12 protein-coding genes and 1 pseudogene are annotated in these 18,859 nt (G+C 67.8%); 5 read left to right on the forward strand and 8 right to left on the reverse strand.

Annotation, left to right across the window (positions count from 1 at the left end; all coding sequences use genetic code 11):
• Positions 1-434 precede the first annotated feature (434 nt).
• From BM060_RS33670 to BM060_RS08290, 3 genes and pseudogenes are all read left to right on the forward strand, one after another.
• A pseudogene (locus BM060_RS33670) lies at positions 435-950 on the forward strand (methyl-accepting chemotaxis protein); the annotation flags it as partial.
• A 346-nt stretch (positions 951-1,296) separates the two neighbouring features.
• Entirely contained in the window at positions 1,297-2,439 is a 1,143-nt protein-coding gene (locus tag BM060_RS08285) for an NAD(P)/FAD-dependent oxidoreductase (protein ID WP_074979094.1), read from the forward strand.
• Between the two features lie 649 nt (positions 2,440-3,088).
• The gene (locus tag BM060_RS08290) at positions 3,089-3,319 is read left to right on the forward strand and encodes a hypothetical protein (protein WP_009616111.1); all 231 of its coding nucleotides are present in this window, start codon (positions 3,089-3,091) and stop codon (positions 3,317-3,319) included.
• A gap of 334 nt (positions 3,320-3,653) precedes the next feature.
• Here the strand turns inward: BM060_RS08290 and moaA are convergent, their stop codons facing one another.
• The 8 genes from moaA to BM060_RS08330 all read right to left on the reverse strand — a co-directional run bounded on the left by moaA (position 3,654) and on the right by BM060_RS08330 (position 15,175).
• Positions 3,654-4,643: a GTP 3',8-cyclase MoaA gene (moaA, locus tag BM060_RS08295; RefSeq protein ID WP_058072767.1), complete on the reverse strand. Its 990-nt coding sequence runs from the start codon at positions 4,641-4,643 to the stop codon at positions 3,654-3,656.
• A gap of 100 nt (positions 4,644-4,743) precedes the next feature.
• Positions 4,744-5,562: a peptidylprolyl isomerase gene (locus BM060_RS08300; RefSeq protein WP_074979096.1), complete on the reverse strand. Its 819-nt coding sequence runs from the start codon at positions 5,560-5,562 to the stop codon at positions 4,744-4,746.
• 64 nt (positions 5,563-5,626) lie between these two features.
• Positions 5,627-6,313, reverse strand: coding sequence for a respiratory nitrate reductase subunit gamma (gene narI, locus BM060_RS08305; protein WP_009616108.1), 687 nt, complete (start codon positions 6,311-6,313; stop codon positions 5,627-5,629).
• Positions 6,314-6,315: 2 nt separating this feature from the next.
• The gene (narJ, locus tag BM060_RS08310) at positions 6,316-7,047 is read right to left on the reverse strand and encodes a nitrate reductase molybdenum cofactor assembly chaperone (RefSeq protein WP_116423176.1); all 732 of its coding nucleotides are present in this window, start codon (positions 7,045-7,047) and stop codon (positions 6,316-6,318) included.
• Positions 7,048-7,064: 17 nt separating this feature from the next.
• Positions 7,065-8,600: a nitrate reductase subunit beta gene (narH, locus tag BM060_RS08315; RefSeq protein ID WP_074979100.1), complete on the reverse strand. Its 1,536-nt coding sequence runs from the start codon at positions 8,598-8,600 to the stop codon at positions 7,065-7,067.
• 11 nt (positions 8,601-8,611) lie between these two features.
• The gene (locus tag BM060_RS08320; protein WP_074979101.1) at positions 8,612-12,391 is read right to left on the reverse strand and encodes a nitrate reductase subunit alpha; all 3,780 of its coding nucleotides are present in this window, start codon (positions 12,389-12,391) and stop codon (positions 8,612-8,614) included.
• Between the two features lie 63 nt (positions 12,392-12,454).
• Positions 12,455-13,861, reverse strand: coding sequence for a NarK family nitrate/nitrite MFS transporter (locus BM060_RS08325; protein WP_074979102.1), 1,407 nt, complete (start codon positions 13,859-13,861; stop codon positions 12,455-12,457).
• A 12-nt stretch (positions 13,862-13,873) separates the two neighbouring features.
• Positions 13,874-15,175 (reverse strand): nitrate/nitrite transporter, encoded by a 1,302-nt coding sequence (locus tag BM060_RS08330; protein ID WP_074979103.1) that lies wholly within the window; start codon positions 15,173-15,175, stop codon positions 13,874-13,876.
• Positions 15,176-15,348: 173 nt separating this feature from the next.
• On the opposite strand from BM060_RS08330, the gene BM060_RS08335 reads away from it, so the two are divergent.
• Together BM060_RS08335 and narL are read left to right on the forward strand one after the other, a co-directional pair.
• Positions 15,349-17,211, forward strand: a complete 1,863-nt coding sequence (locus BM060_RS08335) for a histidine kinase (RefSeq protein ID WP_074979104.1) — start codon at positions 15,349-15,351, stop codon at positions 17,209-17,211.
• The gene (gene narL, locus BM060_RS08340; protein ID WP_009616101.1) at positions 17,208-17,861 is read left to right on the forward strand and encodes a two-component system response regulator NarL; all 654 of its coding nucleotides are present in this window, start codon (positions 17,208-17,210) and stop codon (positions 17,859-17,861) included. Before BM060_RS08335 ends, narL begins: the two co-directional genes overlap by 4 nt.
• Positions 17,862-18,859: the final 998 nt, after the last annotated feature.

Raw genomic sequence — 18,859 nt, forward strand, 5'->3', positions numbered from 1 at the left:
CCCTGGCTCAGCGCCTGGCCAACGGCGAGCTGAAGCTGGCCGGCGGCGCCGATGCCGGCAGCGGCCTGATGCAAGCCCTGCACGAGATGGCCGCGGCCTGGCGCCAGGTGGTCGAGCGCCTGCGCCAGGCCAGCGAGGCGGTGGGCGACGCCAGCGGCGACATCCTCGACGCCGCCGGGCGCACCAGCAGCCACCTCGACCAGCAGCAGGAGGCCCTGGAGATGGTGGTCAGCGCCGTCGACCAGATGGCCGCCACCGTGCAGGAAATCGCCGGCAGCGCCAGCCGCAGCGCCGACGGCAGCGCCGCCGCGCGCGAGGCTTTCGTCACCATGCAGGGCACCCTGCAGCGCATGATCGGTCGCCAGGACCAACTGCTCGCCGGCCTGCGCGACGCCGACCGGGTGGTGCAGGCCCTGGCCGGCGACAGCCAGCAGATCAACTCGGTGCTGGAGGTGATCCGCTCGATCGCCGAGCAGACCAACCTGCTGGCCCTCAACGCCGCCATCGAGGCCGCCCGCGCCGGCGACGCCGGCCGCGGCTTCGCCGTGGTGGCCGACGAAGTGCGCAGCCTGGCCCAGCGCACCCGCAGCGCCACCGACGAGATCGTCACCATAGTCGGCACCCTCGGCGACTCCTCCACCCAGGCCCAGGCCAGCATGGGCGGCGCCAGCGAACAGGCGCGCACCCTGGAGCACGACACCCAGGCGGTGCTGGACTCCCTCGGTGCCCTCGACGAATCCCTGCAGGGCGTGCACGCCATGGCCTTCCAGATCGCCGCGGCGGCCGAACAGCAGGCGGCCACCACCCAGGAAGTGAACCAGCACATGCACCGCCTGAGCGACATGACCGCGGAGAACCGCAAGACCGCCGCGCACACCCGCGACTGCGGCGAGCACTTGCGCAAGGTGGCTGGGAGCCAGGAGGCGTTGGTGGCGCAGTTTCAGCTGTAGGGCGCGAATCGCGGACGGAGTCCGCTCCTACGGTTCCAGGAAACACGGCTTTTCGTAGGATGGCGTTGAGCGAAGCGATACCCATCCTACGAAGAGTACCTCGGCGCAAGACAGTTGCTCCTACGGTTCCAGGGAAGCACGGGCGTAGGAGCGGACTTTGTCCGCGATAGCCGGACGTTCCGGCGCGATTCGCGGGCAAAGGTTGACGCCAACCCCCACGCCAGAGCCCTCCATCCTTGCCGCCCCCACCCCCAAAATTCCAGAATGGAAAAAATCATCCATCCCGGAGCCCCGGCATGCCCATCCCCCTTCCCCCCGCTGCCACCCGCCTGACGCAGAGACGCCCATGACCGAGGTCGACTTCCTGATCATCGGCGCCGGTATCGCCGGCGCTTCCACCGGCTACTTCCTCGCGCCCCACGGCAAGGTCGCCGTGCTCGAGCGCGAATCCCATGCCGGCTACCACTCCACCGGCCGCTCGGCGGCGCTGTATACCGTGGCCTACGGCACGCCCCAGGTACGCGCCCTGACCGCCGCCAGCCGGGCCTTCTTCGACGCCCCGCCGGAGGGCTTCGCCGAGCACCCGATCCTCAGCCCGCGCGGCGAGTTGATCGTGGACTTCGCCGGCAACGCCGAGGAACTGCGCCGCCAGTTCGACAGCGCCCGCGCCAACGTGCCGGAGATGCGCCTGCTGGACGCCGACGAGGCCTGCGCCATGGTCCCGGTGCTGCGCCGCGAGAAGGTCCACGGCGCGCTGTACGACCCCAGCGCCGCCGACATCGACACCGACGCCCTGCTGCAGGGCTACCTGCGCGGCATCCGCCGCAACGGCGGCAGCGTGCAGTTCGACAGCGAGGTGCTCGCCGCGGCCTATATCGACGGCCAATGGGAAGTGCGCACGGCCCAGCAGAGCTACCGCGCCCCCGTGCTGGTCAATGCCGCCGGCGCCTGGTGCGACAAGCTGGCCGAACTCGCCGGCGTCGCCCCGCTGGGCCTGCAGCCCAAGCGCCGCGCGGCCTTTCTCTTCGCTCCGGGCGAAGGCGTGGACAGCCATGCCTGGCCGGTGCTGGTGAGCCTGGACGAGTCCTTCTACTTCAAGCCCGACGCCGGCCTGCTGCTCGGCTCACCGGCCAACGCCGACGCGGTGGAGCCCCACGACGTGCAGCCCGAGGAGCTGGATATCGCCCTGGGCATCCATCGCATCGAGGAGCACACCACCCTGAGCATCCGCCGCCCCAGCCACACCTGGGCCGGGTTGCGCTCGTTCTTCGCCGACGGCGAGCTGGTGTCCGGCTACGATCCGCAGGCGCCCGGTTTCTACTGGGTGGCCGGCCAGGGCGGCTACGGCATCCAGACCTCGGCGGCCATGGGCCAGGCCAGCGCTGCGCTGATCCGTGCTGATGAGCTGCCTGAAGCCTTAGTGCGCCATGGGCTGAGTGCGGAAGGGTTGGCTCCGGCGCGGCTCAAGCCGAGGTCAAGCGGCGGATAACCGCGGACGGTTATCCGCCCTACGCTGCGCCAGCCATGACATTCCCCTGCACGCGATTCGCGGGCAGGGCCCGCTCCTACAGGTTGACGTCGGACTTCCCGCCGACGCCGGGCAGCCCCCTCTCCCTCTGGGAGAGGGTTGGGGTGAGGGGACGGAGCCAACCTGGCACACACAGCCGCCGGTCAGCACCGTTCGCGAGCAAGCTCGCTCCTACAGGTTGATGTCGGACTTCCCGCCGACGCCGAGCGGCCCCTCTCCCTTTGGGAGAGGGCTGGGGTGAGGGCAACGGAGCCAGCCCGCCCCCTCCGTACCCCCTCCCCATTGTAGGAGCGCGCCCTGCGCGCGATTTCGCGGGCAGGGCCCGCTCCTACAGGGTGACGCCGAACTTCTCGCCGACGCCGAGCGGCCCCCTCTCCCTTTGGGAGAGGGCTGGGGTGAGGGAGCGGAGCCAGCCTGGCACACACAGCCGCCGGTCAGCACCGTTCGCGAGCACGCGAAGACAGCCCCTTCCGCGTGACCATGTCCGCGCACACCGGACGTTTCCCACCGTCCGGCGCGCCCATCCCGAATGGCCCGCCTGCGCGGTGGCCGGGAGAATGCGGGTCGGCCCATCCCGGGCCGATCCCTTTCCTGCTTGCGAGAAACAGCCATGAACGATCTGAAAGTACTCAACGAAAACGAAATCGACCAGGTAGCCGGCGGCTTCCTCTTCGGCATGCTGGGCGACCTGTTCGGCACTTCCGGCTCGCAGTCCGGCGGCCTGCTGGGCGGCGTGTTCAACGTGCTGCAGAACCTGCCGATCGTCGGTGGCCTGTTCGGCCTGGTCAACAGCATCTTCGGCGGCCTGTTCGGCGGCGGCTCCTCCAGCAACCCGCGCTGAACGCCAGGCGGCGGATAACGTCGCCGCACTCTCTTTCGCCCCGGGCGGACTACCCCCTACGAGGGATGTCAGTGCCCCGGCGCTGGCCTAGTCTGACTTGCAACGACAGCCATATGGAGGGACCGCCAGACGAGATGATCTGCCTTTCCAACCACGGTTATCCAGCGCAGACATGCGCCCAGGCCCCAGCGAACCGCTCATTTCGCCGGGGCCTTTTCTTTGGGGACGGGAAAGCGCGACCGTAGGATGGGTTGAGCTTGCGATACCCATCGGGCCGGGGTGATGGGTATCGCTTCGCTCAACCCATCCTACGAGGGGTGTTCTTTACTTTGGCTCAGCCGCCGCTGAGGTTCATGAAGCGCAGCACCTGCACATCGCCACCGGTGCTGAATTCGTGGCGGGCGGGCTTGCGTTGCAGGGCGGCGTGGAGGGCGTCGAGGATCGGCGCGTCGTCCAGCGGGTAGCGGCGCAGCAGGCCGCGCAGGTCCACGGAGTGCTCGTGGCCCAGGCACAGCAGCAGGCGGCCTTCGGCGGTCAGGCGCAGGCGGTTGCAGGTGGCGCAGAAGTTGTGCGAGTGCGGCGAGATGAAGCCGATGCGCGTGCGCGGGTGTTGCGCCAGGCGCACGTAGCGCGCCGGGCCGCCGCTGTGCTCGGCGCTGTCCAGCAGTTCGAAGCGCTCGGCGATCAGCGCGCGCACTTCGTCACTGGAGCAGAAGCTCTCCTCGCGGTCGCGGCCGACCTGGCCCAGGGGCATTTCCTCGATGAAGCTGATGTCCAGTTCGTTGGCGATGGCGTAGTCCACCAGCGCCGGCACTTCGTCGGCGTTGCGGCCCTTCATCACCACGCAGTTGAGCTTGATCCCGCTGAAGCCCACCTCCCGCGCCGCGTCTATGCCGCGCAGCACCTGGTCGAGGCGGCCGGTGCGGGTGATGGCCTGGAAGCGCTGCGGGTCCAGGGTGTCGAGGCTGATGTTCAGGCGCGTCAGGCCCGCGGCGCGCAGGTCGCCGGCCAGGCGGACGAGTTGCGAGCCGTTGCTGGTCATGCACAGCTCGCGCAGGCCTGGCAGCGCGGCCAGGCGTTCGCACAGGCCGACGATGCCGGGGCGCACCAGCGGCTCGCCGCCGGTGAGGCGCAGCTTGCGCACGCCGCGTTCGACGAACAGCCGGGCGACGCGCTCGATCTCTTCCAGGGTCAGCACCTGCTGGCGTGGCAGGAAGCGCATGTTCTCGGCCATGCAGTAGACGCAGCGGAAGTCGCAGCGGTCGGTCACCGACAGGCGCAGGTAGTCGATCTTGCGGCCCTGGCCGTCGATCCAGTCGGACATGTGGGTGCTCCGGTTGATGCTTTGGCGAAGGCGGATGATCCGGCCCTCTCCCCAACCCTCTCCCTGAAGGAAGAGGGGGCTGTCCAGTGCGGCGGCTGCCTCACTGCACCAGCGGCGAGTCCGCGGCGTCGAAGGCGAAGCCCTCGATGTGCGCCTCGCCGGCCAGCACGGCGATGTACTGGCTGACCGCGCGCTGCAGCACCTGGGCGCGCAGGTAGGCGGCGATGCGCGGGCGGGCCTCGGCGAAGGGCAGCGGTTCGCCGCCTTCGCGCGCCAGCAGTTCGACCACGTGCAGGCCGTAGCGGCTTTCCAGGGGCTGGGCCAGCAGGCCGGGGGTTTCCCGCAGCAGGCGTTTCTCGAACTCGGGCACGGTCTGGCCCGGCTCGATCCAGCCCAGGTCGCCGCCCTCGTCCTTCGACGGGCAGGCGGAGAAGCGCATGGCCTTTTCGGTGAAGCGCTCGGGGTGTTCGCGCAGCGCTTCCAGCAGGGCCAGGGCCTGTTCGCGGGCCTTGGCGCGGCCTTCCAGGTCGTCCGGGGCGCAGGCCAGCAGGATGTGCCGCAGGCTCATGCGCCAGGGGCTGGTCAGGCGCCCGGGGTTGGCCTCGTACCATTGCCGGCAGCTGGTTTCGTCAGCCTCGGGTGTCCCGACGTCACGGTCAACCAGGGCACGGATGCGGGCTTCCTCGGGCGCCTCATCCTCCTCCGCCTCGGCGCTGATGCCCAGCGCATCGGCGCGCTGCAGCAGCAGCTGGCGCACCACCAGCGCGCGGCAGGCGGCGTGCAACGCCTCGGCGTGGCTGGTGGCCGGGTGGTACTGGAGTTCGCGGGCCAGTTCATCGGCGTCGATGGCAATGCCGTTGACCGCCAGCTTCGGCAGCTCGACGTGTTCGACGCGGTTTTCGTAGTGGGAGCAGCTCATGGGATTCACCTTCGGTGGCGGATAACCGCGAACGGTTATCCGCCCAGTGGGTTGGCGCGACTGTTCAGGCCGCGCGGCTCTTCTGGCGGACCACCTGGTAGCGGCGGCCCAGGTACCACACCGGGGCGCTGACGATGTGCACCAGGCGGGTGAAGGGGAAGAGCACGAACAGCGTCAGGCCGAGCATCACGTGCAGCTTGTAGACCAGCGACACCGGGGCGATGGCCTCGGCCGCGGCCAGCGGCTGCAGGGTGACCACCGACTGCGCCCAGTCGGCCAGCATGACCATCACCGAGCCGTCCAGGTGGTGGGTGGAGGCGACGATGGTGGACAGGCCGAGGATCAGCTGGGCGTAGAGCACCAGCAGGATCATCAGGTCCGAGGCGTTGCCGGTGGCGCGCACCCGGGCGTCGGTCAGGCGGCGCAGGATCAGCCCGGTCAGGCCGATGAAGCAGAGCACGCCGAAGAAGCCGCCGGAAACCATGGCCAGCAGCTGCTTGTGCTCGGTGCTGATCAGGTGCTCGTAGACCGCATGCGGCGTCAGCAGGCCGACGAAGTGGCCGGCGAGGATGAACAGCACGCCCACGTGGAACAGGTTGCTGTACACGCGCATGCCTTTCTTGCTCAGCATCTGGCTGGAGCCGGCCTTCCAGGTGTATTGCGACAGGTCGAAGCGCGCCCAGCTGCCCACCAGGCAGATGAATAGGGCGACGTAGGGGTAGACCCCGAACAGCAGGGTATTGAACGACATGATCAGGCTCCTTGGCTGGCCACCCGGCGCGGCGGCACCGGCTGGGCGACCCATTGCAGGGGTTGTTCGAGGGCGCTGGAGGGCTGCCGCGGGTTCGACGGGCAGCCGGCGGCGGGTTCGCCGAAGCTCACCTGGGTTTCCTCCCAGGCCTTGTCCAGCGCCTCCAGGCTGTCGTCGCGAGCCTCCTGCTCGCAGTCGCGGTGCAGCCCGGCCAGGTCCGGGCGCTCGCCGGAGAGTTCCAGCAGGCCGTGGAACACCGCCGCGTAGGCGCTGCCGCGCTCGTCCAGGCGCGTCGCCAGCAGGGCAAGGATGTGCGCCACCTCGGCCAGGCCGACGCGCGCGCCCTCGGCGTCCTGCAGGGCGAGGAACTCCAGGTACAGCGGCAGGTAGTCCGGCAGCTCGTTGACGTGGATGGCCAGGCCCGCGGCGTTGTAGCGGTGCAGCAGGTCGACCATGGCCTGGCCGCGGTCGCGGCTCTCGCCGTGGACGTGCTCGAAGAGCAGCAGCGAGACCGAGCGGCCGCGTTCGAACAGGCCGTCGTAGCGCGCCTGCACGTCCAGCAGGTCGCCCTGGCAGAGTTCGTTGAGCAGCGCGGCGAGGCCGTCGCGCTGCGCCTCGGGCAGGTCGCTGGTGCGGATCAGCGCGTGCAGCGCCAGGCTTTCCTCGCGCACTTCCAGGCGCGGGTAGTCCAGCAGCAGCGCGCAGAGCTTGAGCAGTTGGCTGTGGCTTTCCAGGGAGATAGTCATGGCCTTCACTCCTGGATCTGCACGGTCTGGATAACGTTGCGGCGGTCCACCGGCTTGCCGCCGAACAGGTTCACGCCGGAGTTGCCCGAGCAGCCGCTGCCGAAGCTGAAGCCGCAGCCCGAGCGCTCGGCGAAGGCGTCGGAAAGCGCCTCCTCGCGGTGCGCGGTGGGGATGACGAAGCGGTCCTCGTAGTTGGCGATGGCCAGGTAGCGGTACATCTCCTCGACCTGGCTGACGCTCAGCCCGACCTTGGCCAGCACGTCCAGGTCCTGCTTGCCTTCCACCTGCTCGGCGCGCTTGTAGGCGCGCATCGCCAGCAGGCGCTTGAGGGCGCGCAGCACCGGCGCGGTGTCGCCGGCGGTAAGCAGGTTGGCCAGGTACTGCACGGGGATGCGCAGCGATTCGACGTCCGGGATCACCCCGTCGCTGCCGATGTGGCCCTCGGCGGCGGCGTTCTGGATCGGCGACAGCGGCGGCACGTACCAGACCATCGGCAGCGTGCGGTATTCCGGATGCAACGGCAGGGCCAGTTGCCAGTCCATGGCCAGCTTGTACACCGGCGACTTCTGCGCCGACTCGATGACGCTGTCCGGCACGCCGTCCTTGCGCGCCTGCTCGATCACTTTCGGGTCGAACGGGTCGAGGAAGATTTCCAGCTGCTTCTGGTACAGCTCGCGTTCGTCGGCGCAGCTGGCCACTTCATGGATGCGGTCGGCGTCGTAGAGCAGCACGCCGAGGTAGCGGATGCGCCCCACGCAGGTCTCCGAGCACACGGTGGGCTGGCCGGCCTCGATGCGCGGGTAGCAGAAGATGCACTTCTCGGACTTGCCGCTCTTCCAGTTGAAGTAGATCTTCTTGTACGGGCAGCCACTGATGCACATGCGCCAGCCGCGGCACTTGTCCTGGTCGATGAGGACGATGCCGTCCTCCTCGCGCTTGTAGATCGCCCCGCTCGGGCAGGACGCCACGCACGCCGGGTTCAGGCAGTGCTCGCACAGGCGCGGCAGGTACATCATGAAGGTGTTCTCGTACTCGCCGTAGATGTCCGCCTGGACCTGGTCGAAGTTCTTGTCCTTGCGCCGCTTGGCGAACTCGGTGCCGAGGATTTCCTCCCAGTTCGGGCCCCATTCGATCTTCTGCATGCGCTGCCCGCTGATCAGCGAACGCGGCCGCGCCACCGGCTGGTGCTGCGCCTTGGGCGCGGTGTGCAGGTGCTGGTAGTCGAAGTCGAAGGGTTCGTAGTAGTCGTCGATTTCCGGCAGGTCGGGGTTGGCGAAGATGTTCGCCAGCACCCGGAACTTGCCGCCGATGCGCGGGACGATGGAGCCGTCGGCGTTGCGCACCCAGCCGCCCTTCCACTTCTGCTGGTTCTCCCACTCCTTCGGGTAGCCGATGCCGGGCTTGGTCTCGACGTTGTTGAACCAGGCGTATTCCATGCCTTCGCGGCTGGTCCAGACGTTCTTGCAGGTGATGGAGCAGGTGTGGCAGCCGATGCATTTGTCGAGGTTCAACACCATGCCGACTTGCGAACGAATTTTCATGGCGTCTCTCCTCAAATGTCCCGGGGCAGCGGCTGCGGCAGGGCGTCGCCGCCCAGGCCACCGTGTTCCGGCTCGTCGAGCCAGTCGACCTTGTTCATCTTGCGCACCACCACGAACTCGTCGCGGTTGCAGCCCACGGTGCCGTAGTAGTTGAAGCCCCAGGCCTGCTGGGCGTAACCGCCGATCATGTGGGTGGGCTTGAGCACCACGCGGGTCACCGAGTTGTGGTGGCCGCCGCGGGTCTTGGTGGTCTCGCTGCCGGGCACGTTCACGATGCGTTCCTGGGCGTGGTACATCAGCACCATGCCGTCCTTCACCCGCTGGCTGACCACCGCGCGGCAGGTGGCGGCGCCGTTGGCGTTGAAGACTTCGACCCAGTCGTTGTCCTCGATGCCGGCGCGCTTGGCGTCATGCTCGCTGAGCCAGATGATCGGCCCGCCGCGCGACAGGGTGAGCATCAGCAGGTTGTCGCTGTAGGTGGAGTGGATGCCCCATTTCTGGTGCGGGGTGATCCAGTTCAGGTTGATCTCCGGGTTGCCGTTGGGCTTCTTGTTGAACAGCTTGTCGGTGCTGCGGGTGTTGACCGGCGGCCGGTAGCTGACGAAGCCTTCGCCGAAGGCCTGCATCCACGGGTGGTCCTGGTAGAACTGCTGGCGGCCGGTGATGGTGCGCCACGGGATCAGCTCGTGGACGTTGGTGTAGCAGGCGTTGTAGCTCACGTGCTCGTCTTCCAGGCCCGACCAGGTGGGGCTGGAGATGATCTTGCGCGGCTGCGCCTGGATGTCGCGGAAGCGGATCTTCTCCTCTTCCTTGGGCAGCGCCAGGTGCTCGTGCTCGCGCCCGGTGATCTTGGCCAACGCGTTCCACGCCTTGACCGCCACCTGGCCGTTGGTTTCCGGGGCCAGGGCGAGGATCACCTCGGCGGCGTCGATGGCGCTCTCGATGCGCGGCCGGCCCTGGCTGACGCCCGGCTCCAGCACGCGGTGGTTGAGATCGCCCACCAGTTTCACTTCCTTCTCGGTGTTCCAGCCGATGCCCTTGCCGCCGTTGCCCAGCTTGTCCAGCAGCGGGCCGAGGGAGGTGAACTTCTTGTAGGTGTTCGGGTAGTCGCGCTCGACCACATGCAGGGTGGGCATGGTTTTGCCCGGCAGCGCTTCGCACTCGCCTTTCTTCCAGTCACTGCCGCCGAAGGGCTGGGCCAGTTCGTTGGCGGTGTCGTGCAGCAGCGGCACGGTGACCAGGTCCTGCTCCACGCCCAGGTGGCCGACGGCGACCTCGGAGAACTTCTTGGCGATTGCCTTGTAGATCTCCCAGTCGCTCTTGGCTTCCCAGGCCGGGTCGGTGGCGGCCGACAGCGGGTGGATGAAGGGGTGCATGTCGGAGGTGTTGAGGTCGTCCTTCTCGTACCAGGTGGCCGTCGGCAGGACGATGTCCGAGTACATGCAGGTGGAGGACATGCGGAAGTCCAGGGTGGTGACCAGGTCGACCTTGCCCTCGGCGCCCTGCTCCACCCAGTCCACCTCGGTGGGACGAGGACCGCCGGCCTTGCCGAGGTCCTCGTTCATCACACCGTTCTTGGCGCCCAGCAGGTACTTGAGCATGTACTCGTGGCCCTTGCCCGAGCTGCCCAGCAGGTTGGAACGCCAGATGAACATGTTGCGCGGGAAGTTCTGCGCGTCGTCCGGCTTCTCGCTGGCGAAGCGCAGGTTGCCGGCCTTGAGTTCGCGCACCACGTAGTCCTGCACCGGCAGCCCGGCCTTCTCGGCGTCGGCGGCGATGCGCAGCGGGTTGCGGTCCAGCTGCGGCGCGGAGGGCAGCCAGCCCATGCGCTCGGCGCGGATGTTGTAGTCCACCGCGTGCTCGGGGAACTGCCTGCTGTCGGCCAGGGGCGAGAGCACCTCGTGCATCGACAGCTTTTCATGGCGCCACTGCGAGCTGTGCAGGTAGAAGAAGCTGGTGCCGTTCATCTGCCGCGGCGGGCGGCTCCAGTCGGTGCCGAAGGCCAGCGGTACCCAGCCGGTCTGCGGGCGCAGCTTCTCCTGGCCGACGTAGTGGGCCCAGCCGCCGCCGCTCTGGCCGATGCAGCCGCACATCATCAGCATGTTGATGACCGCGCGGTAGTTCATGTCCATGTGGTACCAGTGGTTCATCGCCGCGCCGATGATGACCATGGCCTTGCCGTGGGTCTTGTCGGCGCTGTCGGCGAACTCGCGGGCCACCTGGATGGCGCGGGCGGCCGGCACGCCGGTGATGCGCTCCTGCCAGGCCGGGGTGTAGGGGGTTTCGGCGTCATCGAAGCCGCGGGCCACGTTGGCGCCGCCCAGGCCGCGGTCGACGCTGTAGTTGGCCATCTGCAGGTCGTAGACGGTGGCCACGCGCAGGGTCTTGCCGTCGGCGCCCTGGATGTCGCGGAAGGGCACGCGGCGCAGCAGCACCTCGTCGTTGTCCACGCCCTTGAAGTGCGGGTGCAGCTGGCCGGCGAAGTACGGGAAGCCCACCTCGCAGGCGTGTTCCGGGCCGTCGATCAGGCTCAGGCTCAGGCGCGTCTCGCGGCCCTGGCCGCCTTCCTTCTCCTCGATGTTCCACTTGCCCGACTCGCCCCAGCGGTAGCCGATGGCGCCGGTGGGCGAGACCAGCTCGCCGCTGCTTTCATCGAAGGCGATGGTCTTCCACTCGGGGTTGTTGTCCTGGCCCAGCTGGCCGTCGAGGTCGGCGGCGCGCAGGTAGCGGGTCGGCTTGAAGGCGCCCTCGCCGTGCGGCTCCAGCAGCACCAGCATGGGCATGTCGGTGTACTGCCGGCAGTAGTCGACGAAGTAGGCGCGCGGCTTGTCGAGGTGGAATTCCTTGAGGATCACGTGACCGAAGGCCATGCCCAGCGCGGCGTCGGTGCCCTGCTTGGGGTTGAGCCAGAGGTCGGTGAGCTTGGCCACCTCGGAGTAGTCCGGGGTCACGGACACGGTCTTGGTGCCCTTGTAGCGCACCTCGGTGAAGAAGTGCGCGTCGGGGGTCCGCGTCTGCGGCACGTTGGAGCCCCAGGCGATGATGTAGCTGGAGTTGTACCAGTCGGCCGACTCCGGCACGTCGGTCTGCTCGCCCCAGATCTGCGGGCTGGCCGGCGGCAGGTCGCAGTACCAGTCGTAGAAGGACAGGCACACCCCGCCGATCAGCGACAGGTAGCGGGCGCCGGCGGCGTAGCTGACCATGGACATGGCCGGGATCGGCGAGAAGCCGATGACGCGGTCGGGGCCGTAGGTCTTCACGGTGTAGACGTTGGCCGCGGCGATGATCTCGGTGACCTCGTCCCAGCTGGAGCGCACGAAGCCGCCCAGGCCGCGCTCGCTCTTGTAGCTTTTCGCCTTGGCGGCGTCCTCGACGATGCTCGCCCAGGCGTCCACCGCGTCCTTGTGCGCGGCGCGCGCCTCGCGCCACAGCTTGAGCAGCGGCTTGCGCACCTTGGGGTACTTCAGGCGGTTGGCGCTATAGATGTACCAGGAGTAGCTGGCCCCGCGCGGGCAACCGCGCGGCTCGTGGTTGGGCAGGTCCGGGCGGGTGCGCGGGTAGTCGGTCTGCTGGGTTTCCCAGGTGATCAGGCCGTTCTTCACGTAGATCTTCCAGGAGCAGGAACCGGTGCAGTTCACCCCGTGGGTGGAGCGCACGATCTTGTCGTGCTGCCAGCGCTGGCGGTAGCCGTTCTCCCAGGCGCGGCTCTCGTTGGAGACCTCGCCATGGCCATCGGCGAATTCGCCCTGTTTCTTCTTGAAGAACTGCAGGCGGTCGAGCAGGTAACTCATCTGTATCTCCTCACCCGGTCTACGCCGGGCGTTCAAACGCTAATCAGGCTCGCGAAACGGGGCTCAGCAGGGGCTTTCCGCACCCTTGCGCGCATACCACCACCAGGTCGCAACGATGCAGCTGAGGTAGTAGGCGACGAACACGTAGAGGGCGCCCTCGGCGCTGCCGGTCATGTCCAGCGAAGTGCCGAAGGCCTTGGGGATGAAGAAGCCGCCGAAGGCGCCGATGGCGGCGGAGAAGCCGATCACCGCGGCCGACTCCATGCTGGCGTTCCGGGCCGCCTCGGCCTCGCTGTAGCCGCCACGCTTGAAGCGCGCGGCCCATTCGTTGCGGAAGATCACCGGGATCATGCGGAAGGTGGAGCCGTTGCCGATGCCGGCGAAGAAGAACAGGCCGATGAAGGCGCCGAGGAAGCCGAAGAAGCTGCCCGCGCCACCGTCGCCGGGGAGGAAGGCGATCACCGCGAACACCCCGGCGATCATCGCCGCGTAGTTCCACAGGGTGATGCGCGCGCCGCCGAACTTGTCCGCCAGCCAGCCGCCCAGGGGCCGGCTCAGGGCGCCCACCAGCGGGCCGAGGAAGGCGTACTGCAGCGGGTTGATGTCCGGGAACTGCGTCTTGCTGAGCATGGCGAAGCCGGCCGAGAAGCCGATGAAGCTGCCGAAGGTGGCCACGTACAGCCAGCACATCAGCCAGTTGTGCTTGCGCTTGAAGATCACCGACTGCTCGCTGAACGAGGCCTTGGCGTCGGCGATGTCGTTCATCCCGAACCAGGCGGCGATGGCCACCACGGCGATGAACGGCACCCAGATCCAGCCGGCGTTCTGCAGCCACAGGCGGCCGCCGTCGGAAAGCTGCTGCGGCTCGCCGCCGAAGCTGCCGAACAGGCCGCCGGCCACCGCCAGGGGCACGGCGAACTGCATCACCGAGACGCCCAGGTTGCCCAGCCCAGCGTTCAGGCCCAGGGCCGTGCCCTGCTGGCTCTTGGGATAGAAGAAGCTGATGTTGGACATGCTGGAGGCGAAGTTGCCGCCGCCGAAGCCGCACAGCAGGGCGATGGTGGCGAACACCCAGTAGGGCGTCTGCGCATCCTGCACGGCGAAGCCCAGCCAGATGCACGGGATCAGCAGCGAGGCGGTGGACAGCGCGGTCCAGCGGCGGCCGCCGAACACCGGCACCATGAAGGAGTAGAACACCCGCAGGGTGGCGCCGGAGATCGACGGCAGCGCGGCCAGCATGAACAGCTGGTCGTTGCTGAAGGCGAAGCCCACGGCGTTCAGGCGCACGGTGACGGTGCTCCAGATCATCCACACGGAGAAGGCCAGCAGCAGCGCGGGGATGGAGATCCACAGGTTGCGCGTGGCGATGCGCTTGCCGGACTGCGCCCAGAACTGCGAGTCCTCGGGGCGCCAGTCGACCAGCAGGGGCCCCCGCGCGGCTTTGAGTTGGGAATTGGCGATCATGCCCATGTCGGCACTCCGTCAGGATTGGCTGGAAGTCAGAGGGGAAAGGTCGACGTCGGCCGTCTGGGCCCGGCCGTCGAGGCGGCGCTGCTGCTTGATCGCGTAGTGCATCCAGACCATGCAGACGATGGTCAGGCCGAACAGCAGCATGAAGCAGGAGGAACGCACGCCGATGTGGTCGGCGGCGTAGCCGAACAGGATGGGCAGGCAGAAGCCGCCGAGGCCGCCGATGACGCCGACCATGCCGCCGACGGTGCCCATGTTCTGCGGGTAGTAGTCGTGGATGATGCGGTACACGCTGGCCTTGCCGAAGCCCTGGGCGATGCCGACCACGAACACCAGGAAGGTGAACAGCCAGACGTTCAGGCCCACGCCCAGGCTGAGGTCGCCCTGGATGCCGTGGATGGTCATGGTGGTCTGCGGGTAGGACAGGAAGAACAGGCACACCAGGCACACCCAGAACACGCCCCAGTTCACCGCGCGGGCGCCGTAGCTGTCGCTGAACCAGCCGCCCAGGGCGCGGATCAGGCCCGACGGCAGGGTGAACAGCATGGTGATGAAGGACGCGGTCTTCAGGTCCAGGCCGTACTCGGCGATGTAGTACTTGGGCAGCCACAGGGCCAGGGCGACGAAGCCGCCGAAGACGAAGAAGTAGTACAGGCCGAAGCGCCACACCCGCAGCTCGGCCAGCGGCGCCAGCTGCTTGGCCAGGGTCGGCCGGGCGCGGTTGGCGTCGGCCTCGCCGCCCTTGGCGTGGGCCGGGTCGTTCCAGGTGCAGAACCAGAACAGCACCGCGGTCACCAGCATGGCCACCGAGTACACCTGCGGCACCATGCGCCAGCCGAAGGCGACCACGATCAGCGGCGCCACCAGGTTGGTGATGGCCGCGCCCGCGTTGCCGGCGCCGAAGATGCCCATGGCGGTGCCCTGGCGTTCCTTCTCGAACCACGAGGAGGTGTAGGCGATGCCCACCGCGAAGGAGCCGCCGGCCAGGCCGACGAACAGCCCCAGCACCAGGTACTGCCAGTACTGCGTGGCGAAGGCCAGGCCGTAGATGGGGATGGCCACCAGCAGCATGTGGATGAAGAACACGATGCGCCCGCCGAAACGGTCGGTGATCAACCCCAGGGGCAGGCGCACCAGCGAACCGGTGAGGATCGGCAGCGCCACCAGCAGGCCGAACTGCGCCTCGGACAGGCCCAGCTCCGCCTTGATGCGGATACCGATGATCGAGAACATCGTCCAGACCGCGAAATTCACGGCGAACGCCAGTGTGCTCATGCCGAGCACGGAGTACTGTTTCTGTCGATGCGATGCCATGGCCAACACTCATTCGTCGATGCCGTTGGCCGCACGTTAGGCAGAGCCCATCCGGCTTCCGTTGACTACGGTCAATGGGCCCGGGGCCGTTTCATGGGCAGATGTGCGCCGCTACCTACAAGTGGGTAGCGCTGAAATACATGCACAACGCTTTGATTTAAAAGGTTTTTTAAATGAAAACAGGTACTCGTGCGGAGCCTGATTCGGCCGACCGGTTCTTTGGAGGTACGGCCCCCGCCGGCCGCCAGACCCTGCGCCGGTCCATCGTCCTGCGCTTCGGCTGCTACCTCACCCTGCTGGTGTCCCTGGCCCTGGCCGGCATGTTCAGCGCCCTGCTGTTCGCCGACTACTCGCACCAGGACGCATCGGTGATCAACCAGGCCGGCTCGCTGCGCATGCTCAGCTACCGCCTGGCCCTGGAGCCCTCGGCGGAAGGCCGCCAGGCGCTGCGCCGCACCCTCGGCGAACGCCTGGAAAGCAGCGAGATCACGCGCCTGCTGCAACGCGCCGACGCCGACGACCCGCTGCGCCACCAGCACCAGTTGGTGCGCCTGGAACTGGCCAGCCTGGACGTCGCCCAGACCCCGGCCCTGGCCACCCTCGACACCCTGGTCGGGCACATCGACGCCTTCGTCGGCACTCTGCAGCGCAACGCCGAGCAGCGCTCGCAGATGCTCAGCACGGTGCAGGGCCTGTGCCTGTTTCTCAGCCTGCTGGTGGTGTTCGTCAGCCTCTACGACCTCAGCTACCACGTGGTCGGCCCGCTGCGCGAGCTGACGCAGACCGCCCGCCGCCTGGGCCGCGGCCAGCTGGAGGCGCGCGTCAGCTACAGCGGCGAGGACGAGCTGAGCCAGCTGGGCGAGCGCTTCAACCAGATGGCCGAGGAGCTGCAAGGCATCTACGGCGAACTGGAAGCGCGGGTGGCGGACAAGACCCGCGCCCTCTCCCACAGCCACCAGCGCCTGGAACTGCTCTACGCCAGCGCCCGCCGCCTCGGCCAGGACCCCTACGACGAGCGCAGCCTGCGCCCGCTGCTGGGCCAGCTGGAGCAGGTGCTGCAGGCCGGCAAGGTGACCCTCTGCCTGAACAAGGACGGCGTCGAGCGCGCCTACAACTCGCTGACCGCCAGCGGCGCCATCGCCGACTTCTGCCTGCAGGGCGACTGCGGCACCTGCCGCACCCGGGCCGACAGTTGTGGCGAGGGCGGCGGCCTGCAGCCGCTGCTGATGTTCCCCCTGGCCAGCGGCGGGCACCGTTTCGGCGAGCTGTTCGTGGAAGCCAGCGGCCGCCTGGAAGACTGGCAGGCGCAATGCATCGAGGCCTTCTGCGACAACATCGCCCGCACCTTCGCCCTGGCCCTGCAGCAGGATCAGGAAAGCCGCCTGGCGCTGTTCGCCGAGCGCAGCACCATCGCCCGCGAGCTGCACGACTCGCTGGCGCAGTCGCTGTCGTACCTGAAGATCCAGGTCAGCCGCCTGGGCACCCTGCTCAAGCGCGAAGCGCCGGCGGAGAAGATCGACGAGACACTGGACGAGCTGCGCGAGGGCCTCAACAGCGCCTACCGCCAGCTGCGCGAGCTGCTCACCACCTTCCGCCTGAGCCTGGAGCGCTCCAGCCTGGCGGTGGCGCTGGAGGACACGGTGCGCGAGTTCGCCGAGCGCGGTGAGCTGACCATCGAGTTGGACAACCGCCTGGCGCACATCCCGCTCAACCCCAACGACGAAATCCACCTGCTGCAGATCGTCCGCGAGGCGCTGTCCAACGTGGTCCGCCATGCCCACGCCGACTGCGCGCGGGTGGTGCTGGCCGAGGGCGAGGACGGCCAGGTGCTGGTCAGCATCGAGGACGATGGCGTGGGCCTTGACCCAACGCAGAACCGCAACGGCCACTATGGGCTTAGTATCATGCGCGAACGCAGCCAGACCCTCGGCGCCGACTTCCACATCGCCCCGCGCGAGCCGCGCGGCACCCGCGTCAGCCTGAGCTTCCAGCCACACCCCCTGTCCCAACGCCAGCGCGAGGAGTCCGCCCCATGACCGCCAGCCCCACCGACGATCGAGCCCGCATCCTGCTGGTGGACGACCACCCGATGATGCGCCGCGGGGTGATCCAGCTGCTGGAGTTCGAGGACGACCTCAGCGTGGTCGGCGAGGCCGGCAGCGGCGAAGAGGCCCTGCGCCTGGCCGCCGAACTGGACCCGGACATGATCCTGCTGGACCTCAACATGAAGGGCATGAACGGCCTGGAAACCCTGCGCGCGCTGCGCGAGAACGGGGTGGACGCGCGCATCGTGGTGTTCACCGTGTCCGACGACCGCGGCGACGTGATCAGCGTGCTGCGCGCCGGCGCCGACGGCTACCTGCTCAAGGACATGGAGCCCGAGCGCCTGCTGGAGCACATCCGCCAGGCCGCCACCGGCCAGCTCAGCGTCAGCCCGCAACTGACCCAGGTGCTGGCCCAGGCCCTGCGCGGCGACGAGCACCCCAAGCGCCTGGAAGACCTGACCGACCGCGAACGGCAGATCCTCCGCCAACTGGCCCAGGGCTTCAGCAACAAGATGATCGCCCGCAAGCTGGACATCACCGAAGGCACGGTGAAAGTCCACGTCAAGCGCGTGCTGCACAAGCTGGGCATGCGCTCGCGGGTGGAAGCGGCGGTATGGGCGGTGGAGAACCGCCTGGGTTGAAACCAGGATCGAACCGGGCGTAGGGCGGATAACGTTCGACGTTATCCGCCGTTTGACCGAGGCCCCAGAGCACTGCGGGTTCGAACACGCAGCGCCTGTTCGAGGACGCGCCAGGCCCAGCCACGGAGTTGGCCCATGGGCGAGGTGTAGCGGCGTATAACCGCGAACGGTTATACGCCCTACGCCGGAACGCTCTTCGTAGGATGGGTTGAGCTTGCGATACCCATCGGGCCAGGGTGATGGGTATCGCTTCGCTCAACCCATCCTACGGGGCTGTCTATTGGGTTCCCGCGTTCGCGGGAATGACGTCGGAAAACACGACTCTCACCCCGTCATTCCCGCGAACGCGGGAACCCAGAAAACAACGTATGACCTTGTCCGCGATAACCGGACATATCGGCGCGAATCGCGGATAAGATCCGCTCCTACGCCGCCCCACCCACGCCATTCCCCTGTAGGAGCGCGCCCTGCGCGCGAATCGCGGGCAGGGCCCGCTCCTACAATTTCAGGCCCCCGGAGGGTATAACGCCAACGGTTCCCGGGAAGCACGGTCGTAGGAGCGGACCTTGTCCGCGATAACCGGACATACCGGCGCGAATCACGGATGAGATCCGCTCCTACGCCACCCCACCCACGCCATTCCCCTGTAGGAGCGCGCCCTGCGCGCGAATCGCGGGCAGGGCCCGCTCCTTGTATGTCGACGACCCGCCATAACGGCGGGTAGTCTCCGGCTGATCACCGGAAGGAAGACCAGGAAGACGTGTCCGCTCCTAGGCTACGAGCCTGCACTGTAGATAGTCTCCTGCCTTCCCAATCCACTCGTGAGTCCGAACGGTATCTGGAGCCCCACCCGGTGGTAGCTCGCATAGGCAAGGTTGGATGGAGTGGAGTGCTGATGATGTAAAGCTGTAAGAGGTAGCAGGAGTTATGGCCATCGTAGTGGGCGTGGATATCGCCAAGAAAACTTTCGACATTGCGGTTCTGCAGAGCAATGGCAA

Source organism: Pseudomonas citronellolis (assembly GCF_900112375.1).
Taxonomy (GTDB): domain Bacteria; phylum Pseudomonadota; class Gammaproteobacteria; order Pseudomonadales; family Pseudomonadaceae; genus Pseudomonas; species Pseudomonas citronellolis.